Below are 22,745 nucleotides of genomic sequence, written 5' to 3' on the forward strand. Positions count from 1 at the left end.
ATATCAGTTACCCATTTTTGGTTAATATTACTGGTAGAGAAATCTCTATTTATTATATTTTCTCTGCTTTCTACTTTATTCTTTGAAGAAATTGGTCTGAATTTTTTACATACAATTGACTTTATCCCGAGCTTGTTCATTAACCTCTGGGTCCTTTTAAGACTTATAGTTATATTTTTTTCTTTAAGTTTATTATGAATCTTAGGTGCTCCATATCGACCGTTGCTCTTTTTATAGATGCTTAGAATTATTTCTGCTAAAGATTTATTTTCAATACTTCGCTTGCTTTCTTTTTTGTTAAGGTGCCTGTAATATGAGCTTCTAGAAACTTTTAGAACCTTACACATTAGCTTTATATCATGATTTTCTTTATTGTCAGTAATAAATTTATATATTGAAGTTACTTCTTTGCAAATATGGCCATTGCTTTTTTTAATATTTCATTTTCTTCCTCTAATTTAGCCATTCTCTTAAGCATGGCTTGGTAATCTGCTTGGGTAACTACTTTATCTTTTTCTACTGCTATGGGTTGACTTTTCTTTATCCAACCCGCTATTGTTGATTTAGATAGGCCATATTCACTGCTTAATTCACCTAGAGTTTTACCTGCATTGTGAAGCTCTACAATAGTATTTTTAAATTCTTCTGTATATCTTTTATTACCTTTTGGCATTTAGACACTTCCTTCCTTAACTATATTTTATAGTGTTCGGATTTTTGTGTCTACAATATTATACTAACACCAAACTCTTTTTTATTTCAAAATAAAATCGAAAGGAATGAGGACGATGTCAGAACTTTTTATGTATGAAACAACTGTAAATTTTAATTCTAATATTTTCATCCACTATTTTCGAGGAATAGAGAATTATTAATTACAATTCTTGGCAGTTAAGTCTGAGAGGAAAGTAGAAAACTAAGTAAAAATACAAGGTAGGGATTAATCAGGTGATTTTGAAATTGAATTACATCAATTAACCATAAGAAGTTTATGGGATATACAAAGGATAAAGATGGAGAACTAGTCATATTACCTGAGAAAGAGATAGTAGAAAAGAAAATTTTAGTGTTGGCATTATTTACTAAATATAAATGAACGAAGTATTCATCAAATAATATAATGCCATGTTGAGAAATATTGGAGTATACTATAAAATTATAATAAAAATGTTGCCTACATCGTAATTATCTACTTTTTAGAAATATACTTAGCCGCCAAGGAGATAGTAGGTGTCCATGGTATCTTTATTGTCACCTCAAGGCACGTTGAGCATGTAGTTCTGATGGCAATTTTATTGCTTGAACCAAATAAAAAAGCAAGGCTTTTGCCCTGCTAATGTTTAATGGTATGCTTATTTTCAGTTACTTCTTTTTAACTGGAATCCAAATTTCACAGATATAATCATCTGATTGTGTGTTCCCTGGACCATATACTTGAATTTCATAATCCATAGATTTTTCATAACCGCTTGATGGCAACCATTCTGAAAATATCTGTGTAGTCAATGCATCAATTGGGTGTTCGCTTTGGTTGAGCGTACCCTTTGCGGTAAAGACAGCCCATGTGCTAGCAGGCACTTCAAATCGAGTAAGCTCAGGGAAATCTCCTCCAGAATCCTCTGCTCCTATTGCTTCAACAATATCACCGTTCTCAAGAGTGTGTGTAACTCCCATTTGCCAGAACGGTTCTCGGTATAGTTTATATTTGTCGCGTATAATCAGATTTGCACCACGGTCAAGAAAATCATCCCAAAACATCCACCGTTCTCCCATTTTTTCTGTCCAATGTTCTGATTCATTGTTAGCAGTCCACTTGCCAAAGTTTTTTACAACACCAACACCTTTTATAATGCCCTTTTCTTCAATACGATACTCCATATCTGCATCTCCTTTTAATGAAATTTGAAAGGTGATACGCGGATACATCCTGAGTTTAACACCTAAGGTGCATGCTTCCCTTGGCGATATTCCGTGCATATTGCGAAATGCACGGGCAAACGACTCTGGAGAATTGTAACCGTATTTTAAAGCCACATCAATAACTTTGATATTGCCACACTGTAACTCTAATGCCGCAAGGGAAAGTCTTCTGTTACGTAAATATTCGGTAATTGAAATTCCAATTACAAATGAAAAAATTCTGCCAAATTGATACGCATTGCAACAAACAATTTTCGCAACATCATTTAAGTTAAAGTCTTCTGTAATATGCTCCTCGATATAGTCAATCACTTCAGTCATCCGATTCAGAAAGTCCACTGCACTCCCTCCTTTCAAATTAAGGATAACAGATATAGACAAATCCTACCTTGCATTTTTAAAACAACTGAGCAAGGTACAAAATTTCAGCAATTCTTAGTTCACATGAATAAGCTAGTGTGCATTAACAACTATTCATTATACAATATTTTACTCTTGTTCTAAAGAATATAATAGATAAAAATTGAAACAATAAAAATGTATTTAGTAAATCAAAACAAACAAGGAGGTGATGGACTATGACTAACAACAAAGAACTCAATAGATTAATCCACGAGAAATTGTCATATCTATTGCAACACGCCTACAATTCAGTGGATTGGTATCCGTGGGGAGAAGAAGCTTTTGCAAAGGCTAAGGAAGAAGATAAGCCAATATTTTTATTCATAGATTATAGCACTTGTCACTGATGGTAGGTAACAAACTTGCCTAATATGTAAGCCTTGATATCATAGGGTTTTATTTTTTGACTAGGTTAAATATTGATGAGATAATAGAAAATAATGAGAGATACTACCTTTTCTTTCCGGAAGAAGTATATCGCAAACATTCCTTTGTATTTAAAGAATTATTTAAATTTTTAACGATTGAAACTATGCTTATGGCAATCTTAGTAACTCTAACTAGTATAAATAATGAATATATTAAAAGGACTGATCAACTTATATTTTCAACGAAGACAGGCAGAAATCTATTAAGATGTAAGTTTAGAAGTAGTATCTTAGCAAGTATTTTAGCATTTATAATATTGGCTAGTATTACCTTCACAGTACATTTTATAGTATTTAATTACTCAAATATGTTAGATGTACCTGTAACGAGTATATTATTTGCTTATTGGCAAGATATTAGTAAAAAAGAAGATATTAGAATAATTTATAAGAGGATAATTTGACAGTTATTACAGATACTATATATAGTGATAATTCAATTAATAGGAGATGAGTTTAATGTCAAAAAATAAATTAGTTGTTCCTGAAGCTAAAGAAGCTTTTGAAAAGTTTAAAATGGAGATTGCAAATGAATTTGGAGCAGATGATCCTAGAAATTTGGCATCAAAACATACCGGTTTGATAGTACGAGAATTAGTAAGAATGGGGCAAGAAGAGCTTATAGGTAATAAGAGTGTAGATTAAGAAATATAGGCCATAGATAAGGTATATGGTCTATTTATTTTAAGTAGGATGTTTAGTTATTTGACTTAGCATTAGCATTTCGATAATATCAAAATGTGTTGTCGAAATGCTACTCAACCAATTTTAAATTTTAATTATTTATATAGTTGAATAATTTCAGCAGCTTTTATTTTAATTTCATTAACTGCTTCAACAGGCTGTATGATTCTTATATTTTTCCCATACGCAAAAGCAAATTCAATGCCTTGCCAAATATCCTCAAAAACTATATCTAAGTAAATTTTATTGTCTCTTACAATTTCTTTACTTATAGTGATAAATTTTCTTTCCTTTATATGATTTACAATCGAAGGGTCAATCATAAAAGTAAACGTATATTTAGGAATTCGAGATTTATAATTGCTGGTAGATGATTTCCAATGAGCTTCTAAGTTGAAATCACTTGGTCTATCGAAATGCTCGTCCATAAAAAGAGCATTTTCTATGGAACTTACCTTATACGTTTTAATTATTTCAGAATCTATTGCAATCAAATACCAGATGCCTCTTTTACATACCAATCCCAGTGGATTTAAGATTACTTCTTTTGTCTCGTTTATTTTTCTATATACTATCTTGATTATATTGCTGTTCCAGATAGCATTTTGTAATAAGGAAAGAATATCTTTATCTATAATTGCAGGGTTCTCACCCCAGGTATGCATATCTATATAAATGTAGTTTTGAATATTTTCAACTTCCTTAATTTGATTTGGAGTAGAACCTCCTAAAAGTTTAAGTATTGTAGAGTATTTAAGTTTTTCAAAACCTAAGTCTTCTAAAATTTTGTCTCCGGTTGGAATAAATAAAGAGTAAATTTCGTCATTATTTATTCCACTTAAAGAAGTTTTGTAATCTCCTAATAACTTTATTCCTCCGTTTGTTCCTCTATCAGCGAATATTGGTACCCCAGCACTGCTTAAAGCTTCAATATCTCTATAAATAGTTCTGACAGAGACCTCTAACCTTTGAGCTAATTCATCAGCTGTTAGTTTTTCATGTATCTGCAATAACATTAATATAGAAATTAATCTATCTGCTCTCATAATATCTCCTTTCCAATATGACATAGGATGTCAACTATTATAAATTATAATGTATTCAATATCAAGTAATAGTAATTATATTAATATGGTATTAGTTAACTAAAGGGAGGTTCATTATGAGTAGAAAAATTATAATGAATTTGGCAATGAGTGTTGATGGCTTTATTGCTGATGAAAACGGTGGTTTTGATTGGATTGTCGGTGATGGAAATAATAAACTTAATACTGAAAAACAATGGGATTATGATAAATTCTTAGATAGAATTGATACTGTTGTTATGGGGAAAAACTGCTATGACCAAAAATTTTACGAGGAGTTTAAAGAAAAAACTGTATTTGTCGCTACTTCTAAATCTCTGGATGATTATGAAAATATTAATTTTATTAACGGTGATATTTGTAAAGTTATTCTTAATGAAAAGAAAAAAGAGGGCAAAGACATTTTTTTATTTGGTGGTGGCATTCTTATAGATAGCTTTATCAAAGCAGACATAATTGATGAATTTATTGTAGGTATTATCCCAACTGTTTTAGGAAAAGGCAGACCACTGTTTTTGGGAAACAATCCTACTATAAAATTAAAGCTTGAAGAATATTATATTGATAATGGGGTTACAATCCTGCATTATAAAAAACGTTAAATTTCGGCTAAAAGTATTTAATATCTGTTTGATAGGAGTGAAATTGCGTAATTATTATGAGCATATCCTTTATTGTACTGAAAGTAGATCTGAACAAAAAATCCAAAGGCACTGAGATAATAAGATCTTGGTGCTTTTGTTCTTTGTATTATGAATACCACCTGCTATGCGCAACATCATAAACCTAAGGAAATCCTATATAACATTTACTGTTTATGATTATCAAGCTTCTTTATCTTTATATATGAGTTAAAATAAAGGTAAGAGCGATTATATGTATGTTACTCAACTACTCCTAAACACATTTAAGGAGTAGTTATAAATTAATTGAATTTATAATCAGGTTAGTTTATAATGTAAGGAATTGATATACTAAATATAAGGAGTAGGTAGAGATGAAAAAGAGAATCTTAAGATTTTTATCTTCCGGAATTGGATATTCTACTGCTATTTTTTTCTGAATTAGCTTGAGAAAGAGATAAGTTACCTAAAATTTTCTCAAGCTAATTAAAATAGTAGTTAATTTATATCGAAAGAAGGTAATTTAATGAAAAATAATAAATCTAAAGATAATAATAGAATAGAAAGAATAAATCCGATGGGAGTTCCAGAGCCAGTTGGTAGGTATAGTCATATTACTAAAATACCAAGAGGTTCTGAAATTTATGTTTCTTCAGGTCAAGTAGGAGTAGATTTTAAAGGAAATGTTCCTTCAAATCTTAATGAGCAAGTAAGCAATACTTTCTCTAATATATCCAACTTACTATCTAGTCAAGATTTGGATCCAGATAATGTTATAAAGGTAAATATTTGGGCTACTGAACAAATAGATTGGGATTTCTTTGACCCTAAGTGGGATGAACTTTTCGGTGATAATTCACCGTCTATGACTGTTGCATATATAAGCGAATTAGGATTGCCTGAATTAAAAATCGAAATAGAAATATGGGCTGCAAAGTAATTACTATACTTATTTTATTATAAGAAAACAAGTAAACTAGGTTATTTGAATTAAGCAAAACTTATCTTTTTTATATAAATTTTAGTGCTTAAGTCAACAAAGAGCAATCTAAACATTAGATTGCTCTTTATAATTTTTTCAATTCTGGTAAAAATCTTGAAAACACAACTATGTCTTAAATTTAGACTTAGAGCAGATTTAATAGTACCTTAGACCTAAGGTACTATTTTTAGTATCAGAGGTGGCAGGTAGAAGTTTATGAGTGATGCCAGTATCACTTACCAGCGAAAGTTTGGAACAAGAATAGTACGTGCTTCTAGCGACTATAAAACTAAGATGGTCAGTCTCATCTATATATTGAAAAGATACAGGAGCTTATGAGTAAACTGATGATTCATAATAATATCTATAAATTACTATTGATATGTGCATAGATGTGCACATATGAGGTACAGGTTTCTGAAAATGAACAATCTAAAAAAGCTGCCTATACATTAGGAACAGATATTTTAAAATATTAATTGAGAGGTGTTTCAAGATGGTAACAATTGTATTTGCTCATCCATGGCACTGGAATTTTAATAAGGCTATATTGAATACGGTAACAACTGCTTTTAAACAAATAAAAAAAGAGAAAATATCTAAGATATTTCTAGACGTTGTTGGCACAAATCTAAGTGCGAAAAACTTTACGAACGTCTTGGGATTTCTGCATTGAAAGTGGGTACGTTCGGAAAAATAACTGAAAAGGCAGAGTTCTCAAAAGAATATTTTATGTGCAAAGAAATATAAGGTAGAATTGGAAACATCATCATTTGCATAAAATCTATGTAGAGGATCATGCCTATGAGGTTCGCAAGTTTAAAAATTCTCTTGAATTGTATCTAAAAATTGGATATATTCAAAGGTATATAGACGATCCTTAATGAAATGCAGAGATTATAACCATATTATATAGAATACGGATAGACAACTGGATGCAGATTATTATATCTTATGAGGTGAAGTAAAATGAATAAAGTTATAATGCTAGATATAAATTTTCAATATCAAAATGAAGCTCGGACAATACATCCAGTTTTATTGTTAAGCGATAATGATATTGTTCTAGTAGATTGTGGATATCCTGGTTTTTTACCTTTACTAGAAGATGAAATGAAATTAAAAGGTGTTAATCCTCATTCATTAACGAAAGTATTGATTACTCATCATGATGATGATCATATGGGAGCTTTATTTGAAATTAAAGAAAAATATCCTAATATCAAAGTTGTGGCAAGCTGTATAGAAAGTGAGTATATTTCTGGTAAGAAAAAATCACTACGATTGTTACAAGCAGAAGAAATGTTAAATGTGTTGCCAGAAGAACAAAAGCAATTTGGAATTCAATTTTGTGAGTCTTTGAGAAAAATTAAACCTGTCCCTGTAGATATAAAGGTTAAGAATGGAGAGTATTTTGACTGGGGTGGCGGATGTGAGATAGTAGATACCCCTGGACATACTCCAGGACATATTTCTTTGTATCTAAAGGAGAGTAATTCTGTTATTACAGGAGATGCTGCGGTCATTGACGACAATAAGCTTATTATTGCAAATCCTCAGTTCACACTAGATCTAGATATGGCTAAAGAGTCACTTAAAAAACTTATATCTATGGATGCAGATAATTATTATTGCTATCATGGTGGAAAGCTTGAGAACCAAAGAAGATGATCATAAATTGGTGTAGGCAGTTCTGTTACTTGTACTAAGATAATATTCTTGAAAAGAGAGTTGCTTCTTTTTGAGCATCAAAAACTAATTTATATTTTGTGAGGTGATTTGCATGGATCAAATAAAAAGTTGCAGTGAAGAGAAGGCTAACTATATCCATAGACGTTTGCAAGAGTATAATAGTCGATATATTACGGATTATGAAGAGCTTTCCTACTGTATTGAAGATGAAAATGGCGAATGCATTGCAGGTATTGTCGCATCAAGAGATATGGATTGTATTACGGTGGACTATTTGTTTGTAGATGATGCATATCGAAAAGATGGCTATGGCTCAAAATTATTAACCTATCTTGAAACACAAGCTGTTCGTTTAGGTGTAAAAAGAATTATCTTAAATACGTTTGGTTTTCAAGCACCAGGTTTTTATGAGAAACAAGGTTATCAATTATTTGGAAAAATAGAGCCATGTTTTAATGATTATGGACAATATTTTTTTAAGAAAGAATTATAATAAAAGATTATGAGCATAACACTTCATATAGCCACTAATTTTATATGAAGAAGCATATTTATCTTATTCGGGAGTTATAGTAGTTTACTTAGCGACAAGCATATTTGTGTTTTGGGAGGTATAATTAATGAATATAATATACAATTTTAGTTTAGCCCAAGAAAAAGATATTGCAGATATTTTACTTCTAATTAGAAAAAGAATCCAATGGATGGATAATTGGGGTATTGAGCAATGGAATAAGACAAATTACATGGAATGTTATCCAAAAGAGTACTTTGATGACTGCATTTTAAAACATAAATTATATGTTTTGAGCGAAAAAGAATCTGGTAAAATTATTGGAGCCGTTGTATTAGATGATACAGACAAACGTTGGAAAGACGAGATACCTGCCTATTACATACATAATTTGGTGACTGATTTGGATGCAAAAGGTGCTGGCGCAGCGATCATAAAATATTGTGAAGACATAGCAATTGAGCATGGCAAAAGAAGACTACGCTTAGACTGCCAAAAGGTAAATGTTAAATTAAATCAATATTATGAAAAATTAGGCTTTCTTTATGTTGAAGAAATAAGAGACGGATTGTATGTTGGGAACAAAAGGGAAAAGTTATTATAATGTAGATTATAAGCATTAACCTGGTTAATTTAATTCATATATAATCTAATAAGAAAAATAACTTTTAGAGCAATCATATATTCCTTCTTTTTTTTTATTGTGGTTATTTATACATAGGAAGTTTTATTTGACAAAACATCGAATGATTCTTATAATTTAATCATTATTGATAATACCGTTATAATTAGACTAAATTAGGAAACCTTTATATTACAAGGTTTTCACTAAGTTAGTCTATTTTTATATCATAAATAATAGATTTTTATGAACCAAACTAAAAGTTATTACAATATATAGATGAGAGGCCAATTGATACATAGGCTCTACTCAAATTTAAAGAATTTATGAAGCTAAGGAAAAGGAGGGGAGATAGCAGGTTGGATGTTACAGAATTAAGTCATTTAATTGAAAGCTTTGGTAAAGATATTTATGGATTTTGTTATAAGTTAACAAGGGATAAACATCAAGCAGATGATTTGTATCAAGATACTTTTTTAAGAGCGACGGAATTGTGCCATAAAATAGATAATGATCAAAATCCAAAAAGCTTTCTTATTGCTATTGCAGCCAATACTTGGAAAAATCAAAAGCGAAAATTTGGTTGGCGACATAATATTGCAAAGATAGTGGCGTTTCAGGATGATTATGATAATACTTCTCATCTAATTGATACAACTACGCCAGAGCTTGTTGCACTAACTAATGAACTTCATACAATGGTTGATATGGCTTCGGAATCATTGAATGACAAACTGAAAATACCCCTATATATGTATTACACTGCTGGATTGTCAGTTGAGGATATTGCTTCTGCACTTAAAATTCCAACTGGAACCGTAAAGAGTAGACTTTACAAGGCTAGAAAAATGATTAAAGAGTATATGGAGGTTAATGGTTATGAAGGATTTTGAAAAATTAGATGAATTGCTATGGCAGGCAATGTCTTCCGACAATGAACCGGATGACAGTTTGAATCAACAAATCATTAATAAAGTAAGGAGGAAAAATAGTATGAGACGTGCAAATAAAAAAAGAATATCAGCTGTAGCGATGTTTGCAATAATTATTGCAACAACATCAATTTCAGCATTTGCGGCTTGGCATTTACTTACACCAAAACAGGTTGCAGAAAACTTTGGGGATAAAGGTCTTGCTATTGCTTTTGAAGGAGAAGATGCATTAGCCATCAATAAGACTCAAGTTAGTGGCGATTATAAAGTAACATTGCTTGGTATTGTATCTGGAGAAAAAATCAGTGAATTTCAACACTCAGCTGAGAAGATTTATCCCGGCAGAAGCTATGCAGTAGTAGCTATTGCAAATGTAGATGAAACACCAATGCCAGATACACGTGATGAGGAATACGGAAAGGTACCATTTTTTGTTTCACCTTTTATAAAAGGTCAGGACCCTAATAGATTCAATATTATTACAATGAATGGTGCGTATAGCGAGATTGTGAAAGATGGTATAATGTATCGTATTATAGAATGTGATGATATAGAAATGTTTGCAGATAGAGGATTATATTTAGGTGTTACTTCTACTACATTTTATGATGTTAATGCATATAAATTTGATTTAAAAACAGGCGAAATTACACCTAATGCCGACTATGAAGGAGTTAATGTTTTATTTGATCTTCCTATAGATCCATCAAAAGGTAATCATGAAAAAGCTGAAAAATATCTTCAGAAAATGACTGATCAACAGGCGTCAGATAAAGAAGGCATAGATGAAGAAAAAGTAGATATAGAAACTTTATTAGCAGGGGCTACACTTATTCCAGAATCAGTACAAGAAGTTACTCCTGATAAAGAAGGAGTGATTATTTATAACTTTGACAAACATTCAACTGTAACACCATTAGAGATCATGTTTGAAGAAGGTCAAGTTGGATTTTCTGATATTAGCTATACTGATGAAAATAATATTTTAGTTTTTTCAAGAGATACAGATGGCGTTATTAAAGGTATGGCGTATAGAAAAAAATAATAATGTTATGTAAAAATAGTTAGCATAGGAACAATATATGTTGTTTAAGGACAAAAGGGGTATTTTTATAATAAGATAATTCATAAAAAGCAACCATAGGTTGATTTTAGAAACAGTAAGTTGGTCCGTCTTTTCACTTTTAGTTATCAAAGATTTATTGTATAAATCATATTTAGAGATATGGAAAGAAGAAAATCTAAAAGTAAAATCTTCATTATAAAAACAATCTAATAAATATGACGTTAGATATATCTTAAACGGCTGTACTTTTTATAACCGAAAAGTACAGTCGTATTTTATTATCCAAAAACAATCGAAAAACAAAGAAATGAGGACGATCTTGTAATACTTATAAATAGTGAGTTATTAAATAAAGAATAAATATTTATGGAAAGCTTACTTGACATTTGGGTTAGTTAATAGTATATTAATAATGTAAAGTTAACTTTCCACAATAGTATGAAAGGAGTATATTTATTTGTGAAGAATAAATTAGAAGAACTCAGAAAGCAAAGAGGGATTAAGCAGGAAGAACTTGCGGCAGCTTTGGAGGTTTCAAGGCAGACAATAGGTTCATTGGAAAATGGGCGATATAATCCATCTATAATTTTAGCCTTTAAAATTGCTCGATATTTTGGTAGGTCAATTGAAGAAATTTTTATTTATGAGGAGGAAGAATAATGTTATGTAAATCTGTTAAAAGCAAAAAATTTTGGTCTATATTGATTGCTATTGGTATTGTAACATTAGTGTTTGGTGTAGTATGCTATAAAAGACTTCCAGATGATATACACAATGTGCATATGCTTATGGGTATGTTTTCTGGCCTAGGTGGTGCATTTATAGCTATAGGAATAATGAAATTAATTCATTATAAAATAACTCCATCTGATAAATTAAGAGAAGAGGAAATTGAGTTAAATGATGAAAGAAATGTTCAAGTATTAAGAATTGCTTATTCTATTGCAAATATTACAGCGACAGTTCTTTTTGTAGGAATGGCATTTATATTTGTTTGGCTTGATTATCGAATTCCGGCATTTATTTCAATAGGAGCAATGTATGTTCAATTGTTAGCATTTTTTATAGCGTATAAATATTATAATAGTAAAATGTAATTTAAAGCTAACGGTCATAATCTATATTATCAGCTAAGTCACATTATTTATATAGGAAAAATAACGGTGTTATGGAATTAGTGTATTATTTTTTACTGTTATAAGGCAGAGATAATAGTAATTATAGAGTGAAAGCAATTTGTAGTCATAGTAATAGATAATTTTTATGGAAGGATGATTTTCATGGATATAATACTAAAGACAAGAACGAAGGATCATGTTATGATTTTTTGGGAGAGGACTCAAGACGAAGAAATAAGAAGATTGTTTCCCTTTAGCATTGAGTCTTTAGAAGAAGCATTAATATTGTTTGAAGAGTCCTTAAAGGAAGATGCTTTGAGTTACGGCAAAGTAATTTATTTTGAAGGCAGATATGTTGGAGACATTTGGTGCTATGGTATAGATGAAAGTAATGAGAAAATGTCTATGTTAAGTGTTGTTATTTTTGAAAAAGATCTATGGGGTAAAGGCATAGCAACAGAGGCTACAAAAGTTTTTGCCAAGGAAGTATTTAATAAGTTTGATATAGAAAAAATTGGAGCATTTACATACTCCAATAATTATGGGTCAATAAGCTTATTAGAGAAAGCTGGATTTATAAAAGTTGATACATTTGTTGAAAATGGTATTGAATCAGAGTATTTTGAAATACGAAATAATAATAAGGTAGGTTCTATACGTAATAATCATACAGTTGCGAGATAATATATCATTAATGATTATTTAATTGTTGAGGTTACTAAGTTAATCAAATTATAAAAAATTAAAAGACAACAAAATTATAAAGTCTTGGTTATTTTCTTTGTCCAAATAATAAGCAGTGAACTATATGTTTGCTGCTTATTATTTGTTCAAAACCTAGAAGTAAGTTTATATTAATCTAACTTATCGGGTATTTGCCAACTTTTCAATTCGTTCTCCTCAGTAGAAACAAAAAATATATTCTTGTCGTGATTACTCCTATAAATAAAATCTTTTAATGGATTATTTGAACAACAAGTAGAATCACCGATAATGGAAAGTTTTGTGTTGTAGTTGATAAATTTTTGTAGTATTTCTCCAGCAAGACAAATGCTTAACTTAAAAAAGTCTTCTGTAATAGCTACTTTATTCAAAGCTATTGAGCACATCCTATTCCATATTTTATAATTATTATGAAATCTAAGGCTGACTGAACATTTCTTATTAACAGCTCATTACCTTGAATAATTGCAATTTTAATATTATTTTTGTATCGTTTTGATATTCACAGTTTTTAACCTCTTTTTAATCGTATAAATAATTAGAGTGTGGCTATTATATTTAGATGAAAGTTTTTATTTTAAATTAATAATTTATTATTAGATTTTCTTTGGTTTATGATGTAGCTATTAAAATAAGAATGTACTAATCTTTTAAAAAATAGTTATTGCAACTAGAAAAGAAAAGTAGTAAAATTTAATTAACCGGGTTATACATTTCCTCGGTTATGTAATTTTATTTAAGGATATTAATTTTTTGAAAGGTGATTTTTATGGATAAGAAAAATAATGAAGGATATATACACGTAATTGGAGCTAGAGAGAAAAATCTTAAAAATATTGATGTGAAAATACCAAAGAAAAAAATAACTGTCTTTACCGGGGTTTCAGGCTCAGGAAAATCATCTCTAGTATTTGATACAATAGCTGCAGAATCGCAAAGGCAGTTAAATGAAACTTATTCAAGTTTTATTCGTCATCGCTTGCCTCATTATGGACAGCCGAAGATAGATACTATTGAAAATTTATCTGTTGCAATTATTATTGATCAAAAACGTATTGGAGGAAATGCGAGGTCAACTGTTGGAACTATTACAGATATATACTCATTACTAAGATTATTGTTTTCCCGCATAGGGAAACCATTTGTTGGTTATTCCGATGTTTTTTCATTTAATAATCCCTCGGGAATGTGCCCAAAATGTGAGGGATTAGGAAGAATTGATATGATAGATATTGAAAGGTTGTTAGATAAAAATAAATCCCTCAATGAGGGGGCAATCTTATTTCCCACTTTTGAGCCAGGAGGATGGCGGTTAAAAAGATATATCCATTCAGGATTTTTTAATAATGACAAGAAAATAAAAGATTTTACAGATGATGAATTAGAATTGCTTTTATACAAATCAGATATTAAAGTAACTACTTCTGATCCAGAATGGCCTAAAACTTCACTATATGAAGGTCTTATTCCAAGAATTGAAAGAAGTTTCTTAAAGAAGGAAGAGGGAGAACCAACTAAATATAAAAAAGAAATATCTAGGATAGTCGGTAAAGAAATATGTCCTATCTGTAGTGGTACTCGATTGAATCAAAGCGTTTTACAGTGTAAAATAAATAATAAAAATATAGCAGATTGTGTTGAAATGCAAATTATTGATTTGGTAGATTTTATCCGTACTATTAAAGACCCAAAGGCAGCAACCATGGTTATGGCTATAGTCGATAGATTAGAAAATTTAGTTTCAATTGGTTTAGGTTATTTAAGCTTAAATCGTGAAACATCAACTCTTTCAGGCGGTGAATCACAACGAATAAAAATGGTTCGACAGTTAGGAAGTAGCTTATCAGATCTTACCTATATATTTGACGAACCAAGTATTGGATTACATCCTCATGATGTAAATAAGATTAATGACTTATTAAAACTTTTACGTGATAAAGGAAATACCGTTCTGATAGTGGAACATGATCCAGACGTTATTAAAATTGCAGATTATATTATTGATATGGGACCACGAGCTGGAATAAATGGTGGTGAAATTATGTATCAAGGTGATTTAAATGGTTTGGCAAAATCAGACACACTTACAGGAAAATATTTATGTAAACAAGCTCAATTAAAAGAGAATATTAGAAATTCAGTTGAATGGTTATCTATTAAAGACGCCAATTTGCATAATCTAAAAAATATTAATGTGACTATTCCTAAAGGCGTTATGACAGTAGTAACTGGAGTTGCGGGTTCAGGAAAAAGCACATTAATTAATCATGTACTACCTAAATTTTATCCTGAAACGATTTTTATAGATCAGAAGCCAATTCAAGCCTCAAAACGTTCCAATATAGCTACTTTTACAGGAATATTTGATGTAATAAGAGGATTGTTTTCAAAAGCAAATAATGTAAAACCTGCTTTATTCAGTTTTAATTCACAGGGAGCCTGCCCAAACTGTAAAGGCCTAGGAGTAACATATACAGATTTAGCATTTATGGATACAGTAGTAAATGTATGTGAGGTTTGTCAAGGTAATAGATTTACAGATGAAGCACTAAGTTATAAATTACGTGGTAAAAATATAAGTGAAGTTTTAAACATGACAGTTGACGAGGCATTAGACTTTTTCTATGAAAAAGAAATATCAGTAACATTAAAAAGATTGGCAGATGTAGGGATAACTTATATTACCCTTGGACAGCCATTAAATACTTTATCTGGTGGTGAACTACAAAGAGTAAAACTTGCCGATGAACTTGAGAGTAATGGGAACATCTATGTATTAGACGAACCGACCACTGGACTTCATATGTCAGATATATCACAGCTTCTTAAAATTTTAGATCGCCTTGTTGAACAAGATAGTACCGTAATTGTGATAGAGCATAATTTAGATGTTATTACTCAAGCAGATTGGATTATTGATTTAGGACCTTTTGCAGGACAGAATGGTGGTAGGATTATGTTTGAAGGGGCACCGAAAGATTTAATAAATTGTAATTCCTCTATTACAGGACAATATTTAAAAAAATATATTAAGTAAGGAGAATATTTATGGCGAAAAAAGAATTAGAGGATTACTATATTCCTTTTCAATGTATGATTATTAGTAATATTAATCGTTTTAATATTGAGGGAGTGACAACAGCTCAGTATAATGTTTTAGATATTTTAGATAAGCAAGGCTCTAAAACTACTAAAGAGTTAGCTGAGATTCGTGGTATTTCACAGGCTGGAATGTCTAAGCTAACGAAAAAGCTTTTGGAGAAAAAGTATATTATACAAAAACGTCAAGAAGTTGATCGACGTGTTTATGACATTTTCATTACTCCTGCTGGGAAGGATTTTCTTTTAAGATCAGAAAGGTTTAGAAATGAAATCATGGATTTAATTGAGGATACGTTAACAGAAGAAGAACTGAATTGTTTTATGAAACTATGTAAAAAAATAACGGATTCATATGTGGAGAAATGATAAAAAATATGGAGAACTCTAATTGTTCTCCATACTTTTTAATTCGTTTGTTTAATAATAGTTATTTTAATATATTTAAGATAAGGGACACAATAGAGTAACTTGACGTTTTCCTATTTTAAAGCGGTCTACTCTTTTGTAATTATTATGTCTAACAGCAGTTTTTTTCTTTGATATAATTGCTACGACAGCATTAGTGGAGAGCTTAGGAAGTAAGTTATCTAATAACTGAAATATAGCTTCATTTTCATCTGATGCATTGACCCAACTTACAATATCACCGTAAGGTAAATCAGTAATAACCATATTAATATTATTAACTGTGTTAATAGTATCAGTTTTAGTAGCATCACACATAAAGCAATTAATGTCTATAGAATGAGGGATTTTACTTAATAAATCTTTTAGCCTTAGTGCACTTTGTAATGCTTCATGATGAGACTCCTTACCATAAACTGAAATCATTTTATTTATTTCCTCTATACGATTATTTAGTCCTGACTGGGTTAATAAAGATAAATTTTTCTTCGCAAGTTCCAATACAGTTCTATCAATGTCAGAAGCATATATTTTATTTATTCTGTTACCAAATAAATATCCTATTGTTGTTAGTAAATATGCTCCACCACAACAAGGATCATATATTGAATATGGACTGCTAACTCCGTTTTCTTTCAGTATATTTGCACATCTTTGAAATATTTCACTTGTTAATCTAACTGGAAAGGAGGTTGCTCCATATTGATTATAAAAGACTCTTCCACTTGAATAATCTTCGTAATTAATATTTTCTGTTGCGTATTTATAACTCATAATTAATTCCTTTCATTAGTTATATGGTTGTAGATAATAATCGACTGCCTTTATTGATTAATAACTTAATATCTATCATAATTTTTCCGTTCCATAATTAAAGATGACATATTCTAAATCTCGTAAATTAGTTGTTGAAATTTTCTTATATACTTTTCTCAAATTACGAATGAATTAATGTATTTCATATTATAGAAAAATCTATTGCTTCTTCAATAGTGAACGAGAGATTTTCATATGTATCACTATTTGTTATTACATTTTATCATATTATAAAATATAATAGAATTAAAGTAATAAATATTACGTTGAGAAAGACAATACAGCTCTAACTTACAAGGTTATTCAGAATCATTATATCAAGAAATACTATATTTTCAATAAGCGAAGGAGGTATAAAGGAATAAAAAAATTGGAGGAATATTATGGGTATGTTAATAAACTTTCTATTAGAAGGTATTGGAGTCGTCTTAATTGGTGTCTTAACAATTTTTATTTTCTTAACTATCCATGAATCAGAACATTTTATGGGGTTTATTCTAAATAAAGTTAATGTATATGCAATTTTTATAATTAATCTTTTCTTTATAAAAGAAAATGGAAAGTGAAAACTGAAATTTATAAAAAATAATTTCCAAGGAAAAGTTATCTCCAATTCAATTATAATAAAAAATCAAATCCAATTAAAAGTAAATATAGATTTAGATATAAGGGACTTGTTTTAAAAACGTAAGTTCTTTTTTATAATATTTCAATAAATATATGGGAATTCCATTTATCCAATAATAGTTTTAAATTTTAATAGAGATAATTATACATAATACTATTTTGGGTTTGAAAATATATAAATGTGTCATGGACACTAATAGATAAGTTTTCTGATTGGATGACAAATTATGTCATAATTTTATATGAAATATTAGATTAAATCTGTTTATTAAGTTATAAGAATGTAGTACAATATAAGACAAATATTGGATAATCTGGGTATTTTATAATTCTAGTCATTAACCATAATTTATATAATTAATAAATTTTTATGATCAGTTTTATTTTTCTAGCATTGAAATAAAAAATTATGTATTATTTTAAAATTAGGATTAAAAAAGAGAGATGCTTTCTAATAGATGAAAATAAAAATAAATGTGAAGTAGCAAAGTATTTTTATTTAATATGTATTATAGTAGTGTTCAGTTTTTATGTAGAAATGAAATTTTACTATATACAGTAGCTTAAAAAGGTAAGCTAAATATAAAGTTTAAATATGAGGAGGAAACATGCAGATAGCAATTATACTTATTTTGGTGTGTTCTGTAATCATACTAGAACAAAAAATTAATATTAAAAAATTACGTGTTAAAATAAAAAAACAATTTGGTAAAAAGTCTATAAAATCAAAATATGACTGGGAGAAAATTGGCTACCATTGGAGTGAGTATACAAAACTAATATCAAGTGATGAAAAGATAGATGATATAACATGGAATGACTTAGAAATGAATAATGTATTTTGCCGAATTAACAATTGTCAGTCTTTTGTGGGGGAGCAGATATTATATTCTAGACTTCATTGTCTACCTAAAGATAATGCATATAGGGAATTCTTTGAAAAGAAAATTTTATTTTTTATATCTAATGATAAAGAAAGAGAAGAAATACAGCTCTTACTTTATGGTCTTGAGAAAAATGATAGCAGTTATTATTTACCTAAATTTATGACTAATTTGAACTCATATAGAGTTCCAAGTATATGGAAATATCGAACAATGTAGATACTGTTAATATTATCAGTTCTTCCAGCAATTGTTTTGCAAAATTCAAAGTTTCTTTTTATTACTGGGGTCATCTTTCTTATTAATATTGTAATTTACACTATATGTAAGACTAAATATAAAGTCAACTTTGATATGCTTAAAAGTATTGTTAAAGTTGTAATTACAGGAAATAAAATTGCTAATACTAGGAGATTTTCATATGGAAATGAATTCTTTGATTTAAAGGAAAAGGTCGTTCCATTTGAGAAATTATCAAATATGATTAGTATAATCCAAATGAAAAAGGATGCTGCGTTTTCTGGAGATATCATGGGTCTAGCATACGATTATTTAATTGGTGCAACATTATGGGACTTTGTAAAATATGATCAAATTATACGTACGTTGAAGAATAAACAAAATGAGTTTATGGAGTTATATTTGACACTTGGTGAGATAGATATGGCCATAGCTATAGCTTCATTCCGAGAAAGCCTTCCTTTATATTGTACGCCAGCATTTAGTGAAGAACATGTATTACAAATGAAGCAAATATATCACCCATTAATTGACGAATCTGTTTGTAATACAATCAATTTAGACAATAGTTGTATTATTACTGGTTCAAATGCATCGGGGAAATCTACTTATATAAAAGCAGTCACAGTAAATGTGATTCTCGCACAAAGTATACATACCTGTATGGCTAAGGAAATGATTTTACCCTATGCAAAAGTTATTACATAAAAGAAATTAAGTATTTGAAACGAATTATTCAAAGTTTAAATGAAGAAAGATTTGTTATATGTGTAATTGATGAGATTTTACGAGGAACCAATACCGAGGAAAGAATTGCAGCTTCTGCTTCCATATTAAGATATTTATATAAAAAGAATTGTATTGCCATTGTTGCTTCCCATGACATTGAATTAACTCAAATTTTAGATAGTATGTATGACAATTATCACTTCACTGAACAAATTCAAGAAAAAGATATTACCTTTGATTATAAGATACGTAAAGGAGCATCAAATTCAAAAAATGCAATTAAACTTTTAGAATATGTAGGATTTCCTGATGAAATAATTATAGAAGCGAGAAATATTCATACTGTGTAAGTATTAGCAAATATATTATGTTAAATGTTATAAAACAAAAACCTATTGGATAGGATTTTGAAAGAGTTTAAAAAATAACTGGTATACTTATTTTTTAGATAGGAGGAAATTATGAAGTTTGAATTTAAACTAGCTTTATAGTACTTACTTAATAATAAAAAAGAAACTCTTGCTATAATAGATTTCATTATAGTTTAAATTACTTAAGTAACTTTTCATTGTCCATATTCTCCAAAGTCTTGAGTCATTTTCCCAATAATATTGTCTTGTACAAAAATATTTAGTGTTTTTATAAAAAATTCATATAAATCAGGATTGACTTTTCATTTCTTTTCTTTAAATTTTTTAAGATCTTTTTAAGATTGTTTTTATCTATAATTAAGATTGCTATTGTAAAATCATTATAAGATTACTAAAAATTTCATAACGTCATCTAGAGTAGGGATATTTTAAATTAATTGAAGCTTTAGATAAATAATAATCTGAAAATATTATTGAAAAAATTGATATTACAAAGAAATGAAAGGAGAAGAGGAGAATGGAAAAAAATATAGACAAGAGATGGAAAATATTTAAAAATCTAAAAGCCAAGTTAAAGCAAGTTGTATCCTTTGGCAATGGATGGAAAGGGGCAACTTTGTCAATATCTATTGTTGCTCTTTTAGTTTTTATAATACAGAATTATTACATGGTAGCTTCTGCGGGATTTAAATATTTTCTTATTGCTTTAGTTGTATCTTTACCAATAATAGCATTAACAAGTGGTATTATCACATTATTATTACATCTTTTTAAAAAAATTCCTAGTCGTTTTGTTTGGGCTTTATTAAATGCTTTTATTTTGTTGGTTATAGGATTCTTAGGATTTCCATCAGTTATGTTTACTGTAATAACAATTATGCTACTTCTATTTTCACTCTTTGGTGCTTTACTTTATAAGTTTATCATGGGTGATTACAAGAATATTAAGTCTATAAAGAAGGTTACTTTTACTGGCTTATTACTAGTTATGATTCTAAGCATAGCATTTGGCAGCTATTGGTTATTAAATAACGGAAAGATGGAAACTTTCCAAGCAAATTTAAAAGAATACAAGACTTCCAATAAATATAACACTGAATTGAAGAATCCTGCTCAGGAAGGACTTTACAAAGTGAAGACCTTGACTTATAGGACTCCTAATAGCTATCGCAAAGAATTGGACCAGAGCAACTCTTTAACTACTACTTCTTTTGATGGTTCTGCATTTCTTGAGAAATGGTCTTCTCTAAGGACAAAGTATCTTGGATTTGGACCGGATAAAATGCCGATTAACGGAATGGTCTGGTACCCTGAAGGAGATGGTCCTTTTCCTCTAGTGGTAGTAGTACATGGAGCTCACTTGATGACAGACTACTCTGACGTTGGTTATGAATATTTGGGTAGACATTTGGCTAGTCATGGCTATATAATGGTTTCCATTGATGAAAACTTCCTAAATGTCTCCCCTTTTCATGATTTATTTATTTTTAAGACTATAGAAAAAGAAAATCCAGCTAGGGCGTTAGTGCTTTTAGAACATCTTAAGACTTGGAGAACATGGAATCAAGAGCCGAATAACCCTTTTCATGGTAAGGTTGACATGAGTAATATAGCTCTTATTGGACACTCAAGGGGGGGAGAAGCAGTATCTATTGCTACAGCATTTAATAAGTTAAATGCTTATCCGGAAAATGGTAACATAAAATTTAATTACAAATTTAATATTCGTTCTGTTATTGCACTTTCTACCACCGATCAACAATATAAACCGTCAGATAAACTCCTATCTTTAAAGGATGTAAACTATTTAGCCATACAAGGTGCTCACGACATGGATGTTAATTCTTTTGCTGGTTCAAGACAATACGAAAGGATTAGCTTTACCGATGGCACACCATATTTTAAGGCTTCAGTTTATATATCTGGAGCTAACCATGGTCAATTTAATAGTGTTTGGGGAGGGAAAGATGGTGCAGGAATGGGTAATAGATTTTTCAATACCAAACAGCTTATGCCAGAAAAAGATCAGCAAAAAATTGCTAAAACCTTAATAACATCATTCTTAGAAGCTACTCTGAAAGATAAAAGTGAGTATAAATTAATATTTGAAGATATGAGCTATGGTAAAGACTGGCTCCCTGATACCACTTATATTAGCAACTATTATGATTCATATATAAAACTAATAAGTTCCTTTGAAGAGGATATGGATTTATTCTCCACAACAGTTCCTGGAGGAATATTAGAAGGGGAAAATTTTCAAGTGTGGAAGGAAGAAAAAGTTGATTTTAAATATGGTAATACAGATTATAGTGCAGTTCATTTAGAGTGGAATAAGACGAAAAATCCTAAAAATGCAGTTTATAAGGTGACTTTACCTCCATTAGGATTAGATATTAATGAAAATAGTTCACTAGTATTTTCAATGGCTGATGGTGACATAAAGAATGAAAAAGGTAATAATCTTCCTATGGATTTAACTATACAAGTAATGGATAGAAGTGGTAATGTTGCTAGTCTTCCATTGAGCTATAATTCTTATCTTCTTCCTATGATTGAAGGTAAAATCCTTAAAGCACCATTTGCAAATTTTTCACCTACTAAAGAACCTGTTTTTCAATATTTTAAATTTAAATTAATGGATTTTCATAATGCTAATCCTAACTTTAATATAAAAGAGTTAACCCATATTAACTTTGTTTTTAATAGGACAGAAAAGGGTATTGTGCTATTAAATAATTTAGGGATTAAAAATTAAATAAATAATTTATAAACAAAAA

General features: G+C 29.6%; 26 protein-coding genes. 20 read left to right on the top strand and 6 right to left on the bottom strand.

Annotated features, from left to right (window positions below; all coding sequences use genetic code 11):
• From KQI42_RS04205 to KQI42_RS04215, 3 genes are all read right to left on the bottom strand, one after another.
• Positions 1-347, bottom strand: a 347-nt coding sequence (locus KQI42_RS04205; RefSeq protein ID WP_216517078.1) for an IS3 family transposase, incomplete at its 3' end; no start/stop codon positions are given.
• A 53-nt stretch (positions 348-400) separates the two neighbouring features.
• Entirely contained in the window at positions 401-673 is a 273-nt protein-coding gene (locus KQI42_RS04210; RefSeq protein ID WP_216517081.1) for a transposase, read from the bottom strand.
• A gap of 689 nt (positions 674-1,362) precedes the next feature.
• Positions 1,363-2,259: an AraC family transcriptional regulator gene (locus KQI42_RS04215; RefSeq protein ID WP_216517083.1), complete on the bottom strand. Its 897-nt coding sequence runs from the start codon at positions 2,257-2,259 to the stop codon at positions 1,363-1,365.
• Between the two features lie 239 nt (positions 2,260-2,498).
• Between KQI42_RS04215 and KQI42_RS04220 the strand changes: the two genes are divergently transcribed.
• From KQI42_RS04220 to KQI42_RS04230, 3 genes are read left to right on the top strand one after another with little or no spacing between them, the layout of a single operon-like run.
• Positions 2,499-2,669 carry a DUF255 domain-containing protein gene (locus KQI42_RS04220; RefSeq protein ID WP_216517085.1) on the top strand — a complete coding sequence of 57 codons (171 nt, stop codon included), beginning with the start codon at positions 2,499-2,501 and terminating at the stop codon, positions 2,667-2,669.
• 56 nt (positions 2,670-2,725) lie between these two features.
• On the top strand, positions 2,726-3,154 hold the full coding sequence (locus KQI42_RS04225; RefSeq protein WP_216517087.1) for a hypothetical protein: 429 nt from the start codon (positions 2,726-2,728) through the stop codon (positions 3,152-3,154).
• A 55-nt stretch (positions 3,155-3,209) separates the two neighbouring features.
• Entirely contained in the window at positions 3,210-3,395 is a 186-nt protein-coding gene (locus KQI42_RS04230; RefSeq protein ID WP_216517089.1) for an alpha/beta-type small acid-soluble spore protein, read from the top strand.
• 134 nt (positions 3,396-3,529) lie between these two features.
• On the opposite strand, the gene KQI42_RS04235 is transcribed toward KQI42_RS04230, so the two are convergent.
• The gene (locus KQI42_RS04235) at positions 3,530-4,480 is read right to left on the bottom strand and encodes a helix-turn-helix transcriptional regulator (protein ID WP_216517090.1); all 951 of its coding nucleotides are present in this window, start codon (positions 4,478-4,480) and stop codon (positions 3,530-3,532) included.
• Between the two features lie 116 nt (positions 4,481-4,596).
• Between KQI42_RS04235 and KQI42_RS04240 the strand changes: the two genes are divergently transcribed.
• The 10 genes from KQI42_RS04240 (at position 4,597) to KQI42_RS04285 (ending at position 12,752) form a co-directional block, all read left to right on the top strand.
• Positions 4,597-5,121, top strand: a complete 525-nt coding sequence (locus KQI42_RS04240) for a dihydrofolate reductase family protein (RefSeq protein WP_216517093.1) — start codon at positions 4,597-4,599, stop codon at positions 5,119-5,121.
• Positions 5,122-5,668: 547 nt separating this feature from the next.
• The gene (locus tag KQI42_RS04245; RefSeq protein ID WP_216517094.1) at positions 5,669-6,082 is read left to right on the top strand and encodes a RidA family protein; all 414 of its coding nucleotides are present in this window, start codon (positions 5,669-5,671) and stop codon (positions 6,080-6,082) included.
• A gap of 1,011 nt (positions 6,083-7,093) precedes the next feature.
• Complete coding sequence (locus KQI42_RS04250; protein WP_216517096.1) at positions 7,094-7,795, top strand: MBL fold metallo-hydrolase; 702 nt, start codon at positions 7,094-7,096, stop codon at positions 7,793-7,795.
• Positions 7,796-7,907: 112 nt separating this feature from the next.
• The gene (locus tag KQI42_RS04255) at positions 7,908-8,309 is read left to right on the top strand and encodes a GNAT family N-acetyltransferase (RefSeq protein WP_216517098.1); all 402 of its coding nucleotides are present in this window, start codon (positions 7,908-7,910) and stop codon (positions 8,307-8,309) included.
• 127 nt (positions 8,310-8,436) lie between these two features.
• Positions 8,437-8,934, top strand: coding sequence for a GNAT family N-acetyltransferase (locus KQI42_RS04260; protein WP_216517100.1), 498 nt, complete (start codon positions 8,437-8,439; stop codon positions 8,932-8,934).
• 344 nt (positions 8,935-9,278) lie between these two features.
• Positions 9,279-9,845: an RNA polymerase sigma factor gene (locus KQI42_RS04265; protein WP_246566057.1), complete on the top strand. Its 567-nt coding sequence runs from the start codon at positions 9,279-9,281 to the stop codon at positions 9,843-9,845.
• The gene (locus tag KQI42_RS04270; RefSeq protein ID WP_216517102.1) at positions 9,832-10,929 is read left to right on the top strand and encodes a hypothetical protein; all 1,098 of its coding nucleotides are present in this window, start codon (positions 9,832-9,834) and stop codon (positions 10,927-10,929) included. The genes KQI42_RS04265 and KQI42_RS04270 overlap by 14 nt, the downstream gene beginning before the upstream one ends.
• 480 nt (positions 10,930-11,409) lie before the next feature.
• On the top strand, positions 11,410-11,610 hold the full coding sequence (locus KQI42_RS04275; protein ID WP_216517104.1) for a helix-turn-helix transcriptional regulator: 201 nt from the start codon (positions 11,410-11,412) through the stop codon (positions 11,608-11,610).
• Positions 11,610-12,047, top strand: coding sequence for a hypothetical protein (locus KQI42_RS04280; RefSeq protein WP_216517106.1), 438 nt, complete (start codon positions 11,610-11,612; stop codon positions 12,045-12,047). Before KQI42_RS04275 ends, KQI42_RS04280 begins: the two co-directional genes overlap by 1 nt.
• A 183-nt stretch (positions 12,048-12,230) precedes the next feature.
• Positions 12,231-12,752, top strand: a complete 522-nt coding sequence (locus KQI42_RS04285) for a GNAT family N-acetyltransferase (protein ID WP_216517108.1) — start codon at positions 12,231-12,233, stop codon at positions 12,750-12,752.
• A 170-nt stretch (positions 12,753-12,922) separates the two neighbouring features.
• Here KQI42_RS04285 and KQI42_RS04290 read toward each other — a convergent pair whose 3' ends face one another.
• Positions 12,923-13,177 (bottom strand): DUF4180 domain-containing protein, encoded by a 255-nt coding sequence (locus tag KQI42_RS04290; RefSeq protein WP_281420290.1) that lies wholly within the window; start codon positions 13,175-13,177, stop codon positions 12,923-12,925.
• 383 nt (positions 13,178-13,560) lie between these two features.
• Here KQI42_RS04290 and KQI42_RS04295 point away from each other — a divergent pair, with 383 nt between their 5' ends.
• Positions 13,561-15,828, top strand: coding sequence for an ATP-binding cassette domain-containing protein (locus KQI42_RS04295; protein WP_216517112.1), 2,268 nt, complete (start codon positions 13,561-13,563; stop codon positions 15,826-15,828).
• 11 nt (positions 15,829-15,839) lie between these two features.
• The gene (locus KQI42_RS04300) at positions 15,840-16,259 is read left to right on the top strand and encodes a MarR family winged helix-turn-helix transcriptional regulator (protein WP_216517114.1); all 420 of its coding nucleotides are present in this window, start codon (positions 15,840-15,842) and stop codon (positions 16,257-16,259) included.
• Between the two features lie 75 nt (positions 16,260-16,334).
• On the opposite strand, the gene KQI42_RS04305 is transcribed toward KQI42_RS04300, so the two are convergent.
• Entirely contained in the window at positions 16,335-17,072 is a 738-nt protein-coding gene (locus KQI42_RS04305; protein WP_216517116.1) for a hypothetical protein, read from the bottom strand.
• A 425-nt stretch (positions 17,073-17,497) separates the two neighbouring features.
• Between KQI42_RS04305 and KQI42_RS04310 the strand changes: the two genes are divergently transcribed.
• From KQI42_RS04310 to KQI42_RS04330, 5 genes are all read left to right on the top strand, one after another.
• Positions 17,498-17,680 (top strand): hypothetical protein, encoded by a 183-nt coding sequence (locus tag KQI42_RS04310; RefSeq protein ID WP_216517118.1) that lies wholly within the window; start codon positions 17,498-17,500, stop codon positions 17,678-17,680.
• 669 nt (positions 17,681-18,349) lie between these two features.
• A complete protein-coding gene (locus KQI42_RS04315) occupies positions 18,350-18,844 on the top strand; it encodes a hypothetical protein (protein ID WP_216517120.1) in 495 nt (164 codons plus the stop codon).
• 135 nt (positions 18,845-18,979) lie between these two features.
• On the top strand, positions 18,980-19,573 hold the full coding sequence (locus tag KQI42_RS04320) for a P-loop NTPase family protein (RefSeq protein WP_216517122.1): 594 nt from the start codon (positions 18,980-18,982) through the stop codon (positions 19,571-19,573).
• 14 nt (positions 19,574-19,587) lie between these two features.
• Positions 19,588-19,944, top strand: a complete 357-nt coding sequence (locus tag KQI42_RS04325; protein ID WP_216517124.1) for a MutS-related protein — start codon at positions 19,588-19,590, stop codon at positions 19,942-19,944.
• A 538-nt stretch (positions 19,945-20,482) separates the two neighbouring features.
• The gene (locus KQI42_RS04330; RefSeq protein ID WP_216517126.1) at positions 20,483-22,723 is read left to right on the top strand and encodes a poly(ethylene terephthalate) hydrolase family protein; all 2,241 of its coding nucleotides are present in this window, start codon (positions 20,483-20,485) and stop codon (positions 22,721-22,723) included.
• Positions 22,724-22,745: the final 22 nt, after the last annotated feature.

Origin of the sequence: Tissierella simiarum, from assembly GCF_018917865.1 — a bacterium.
Lineage (GTDB): Bacteria > Bacillota > Clostridia > Tissierellales > Tissierellaceae > Tissierella_C > Tissierella_C simiarum.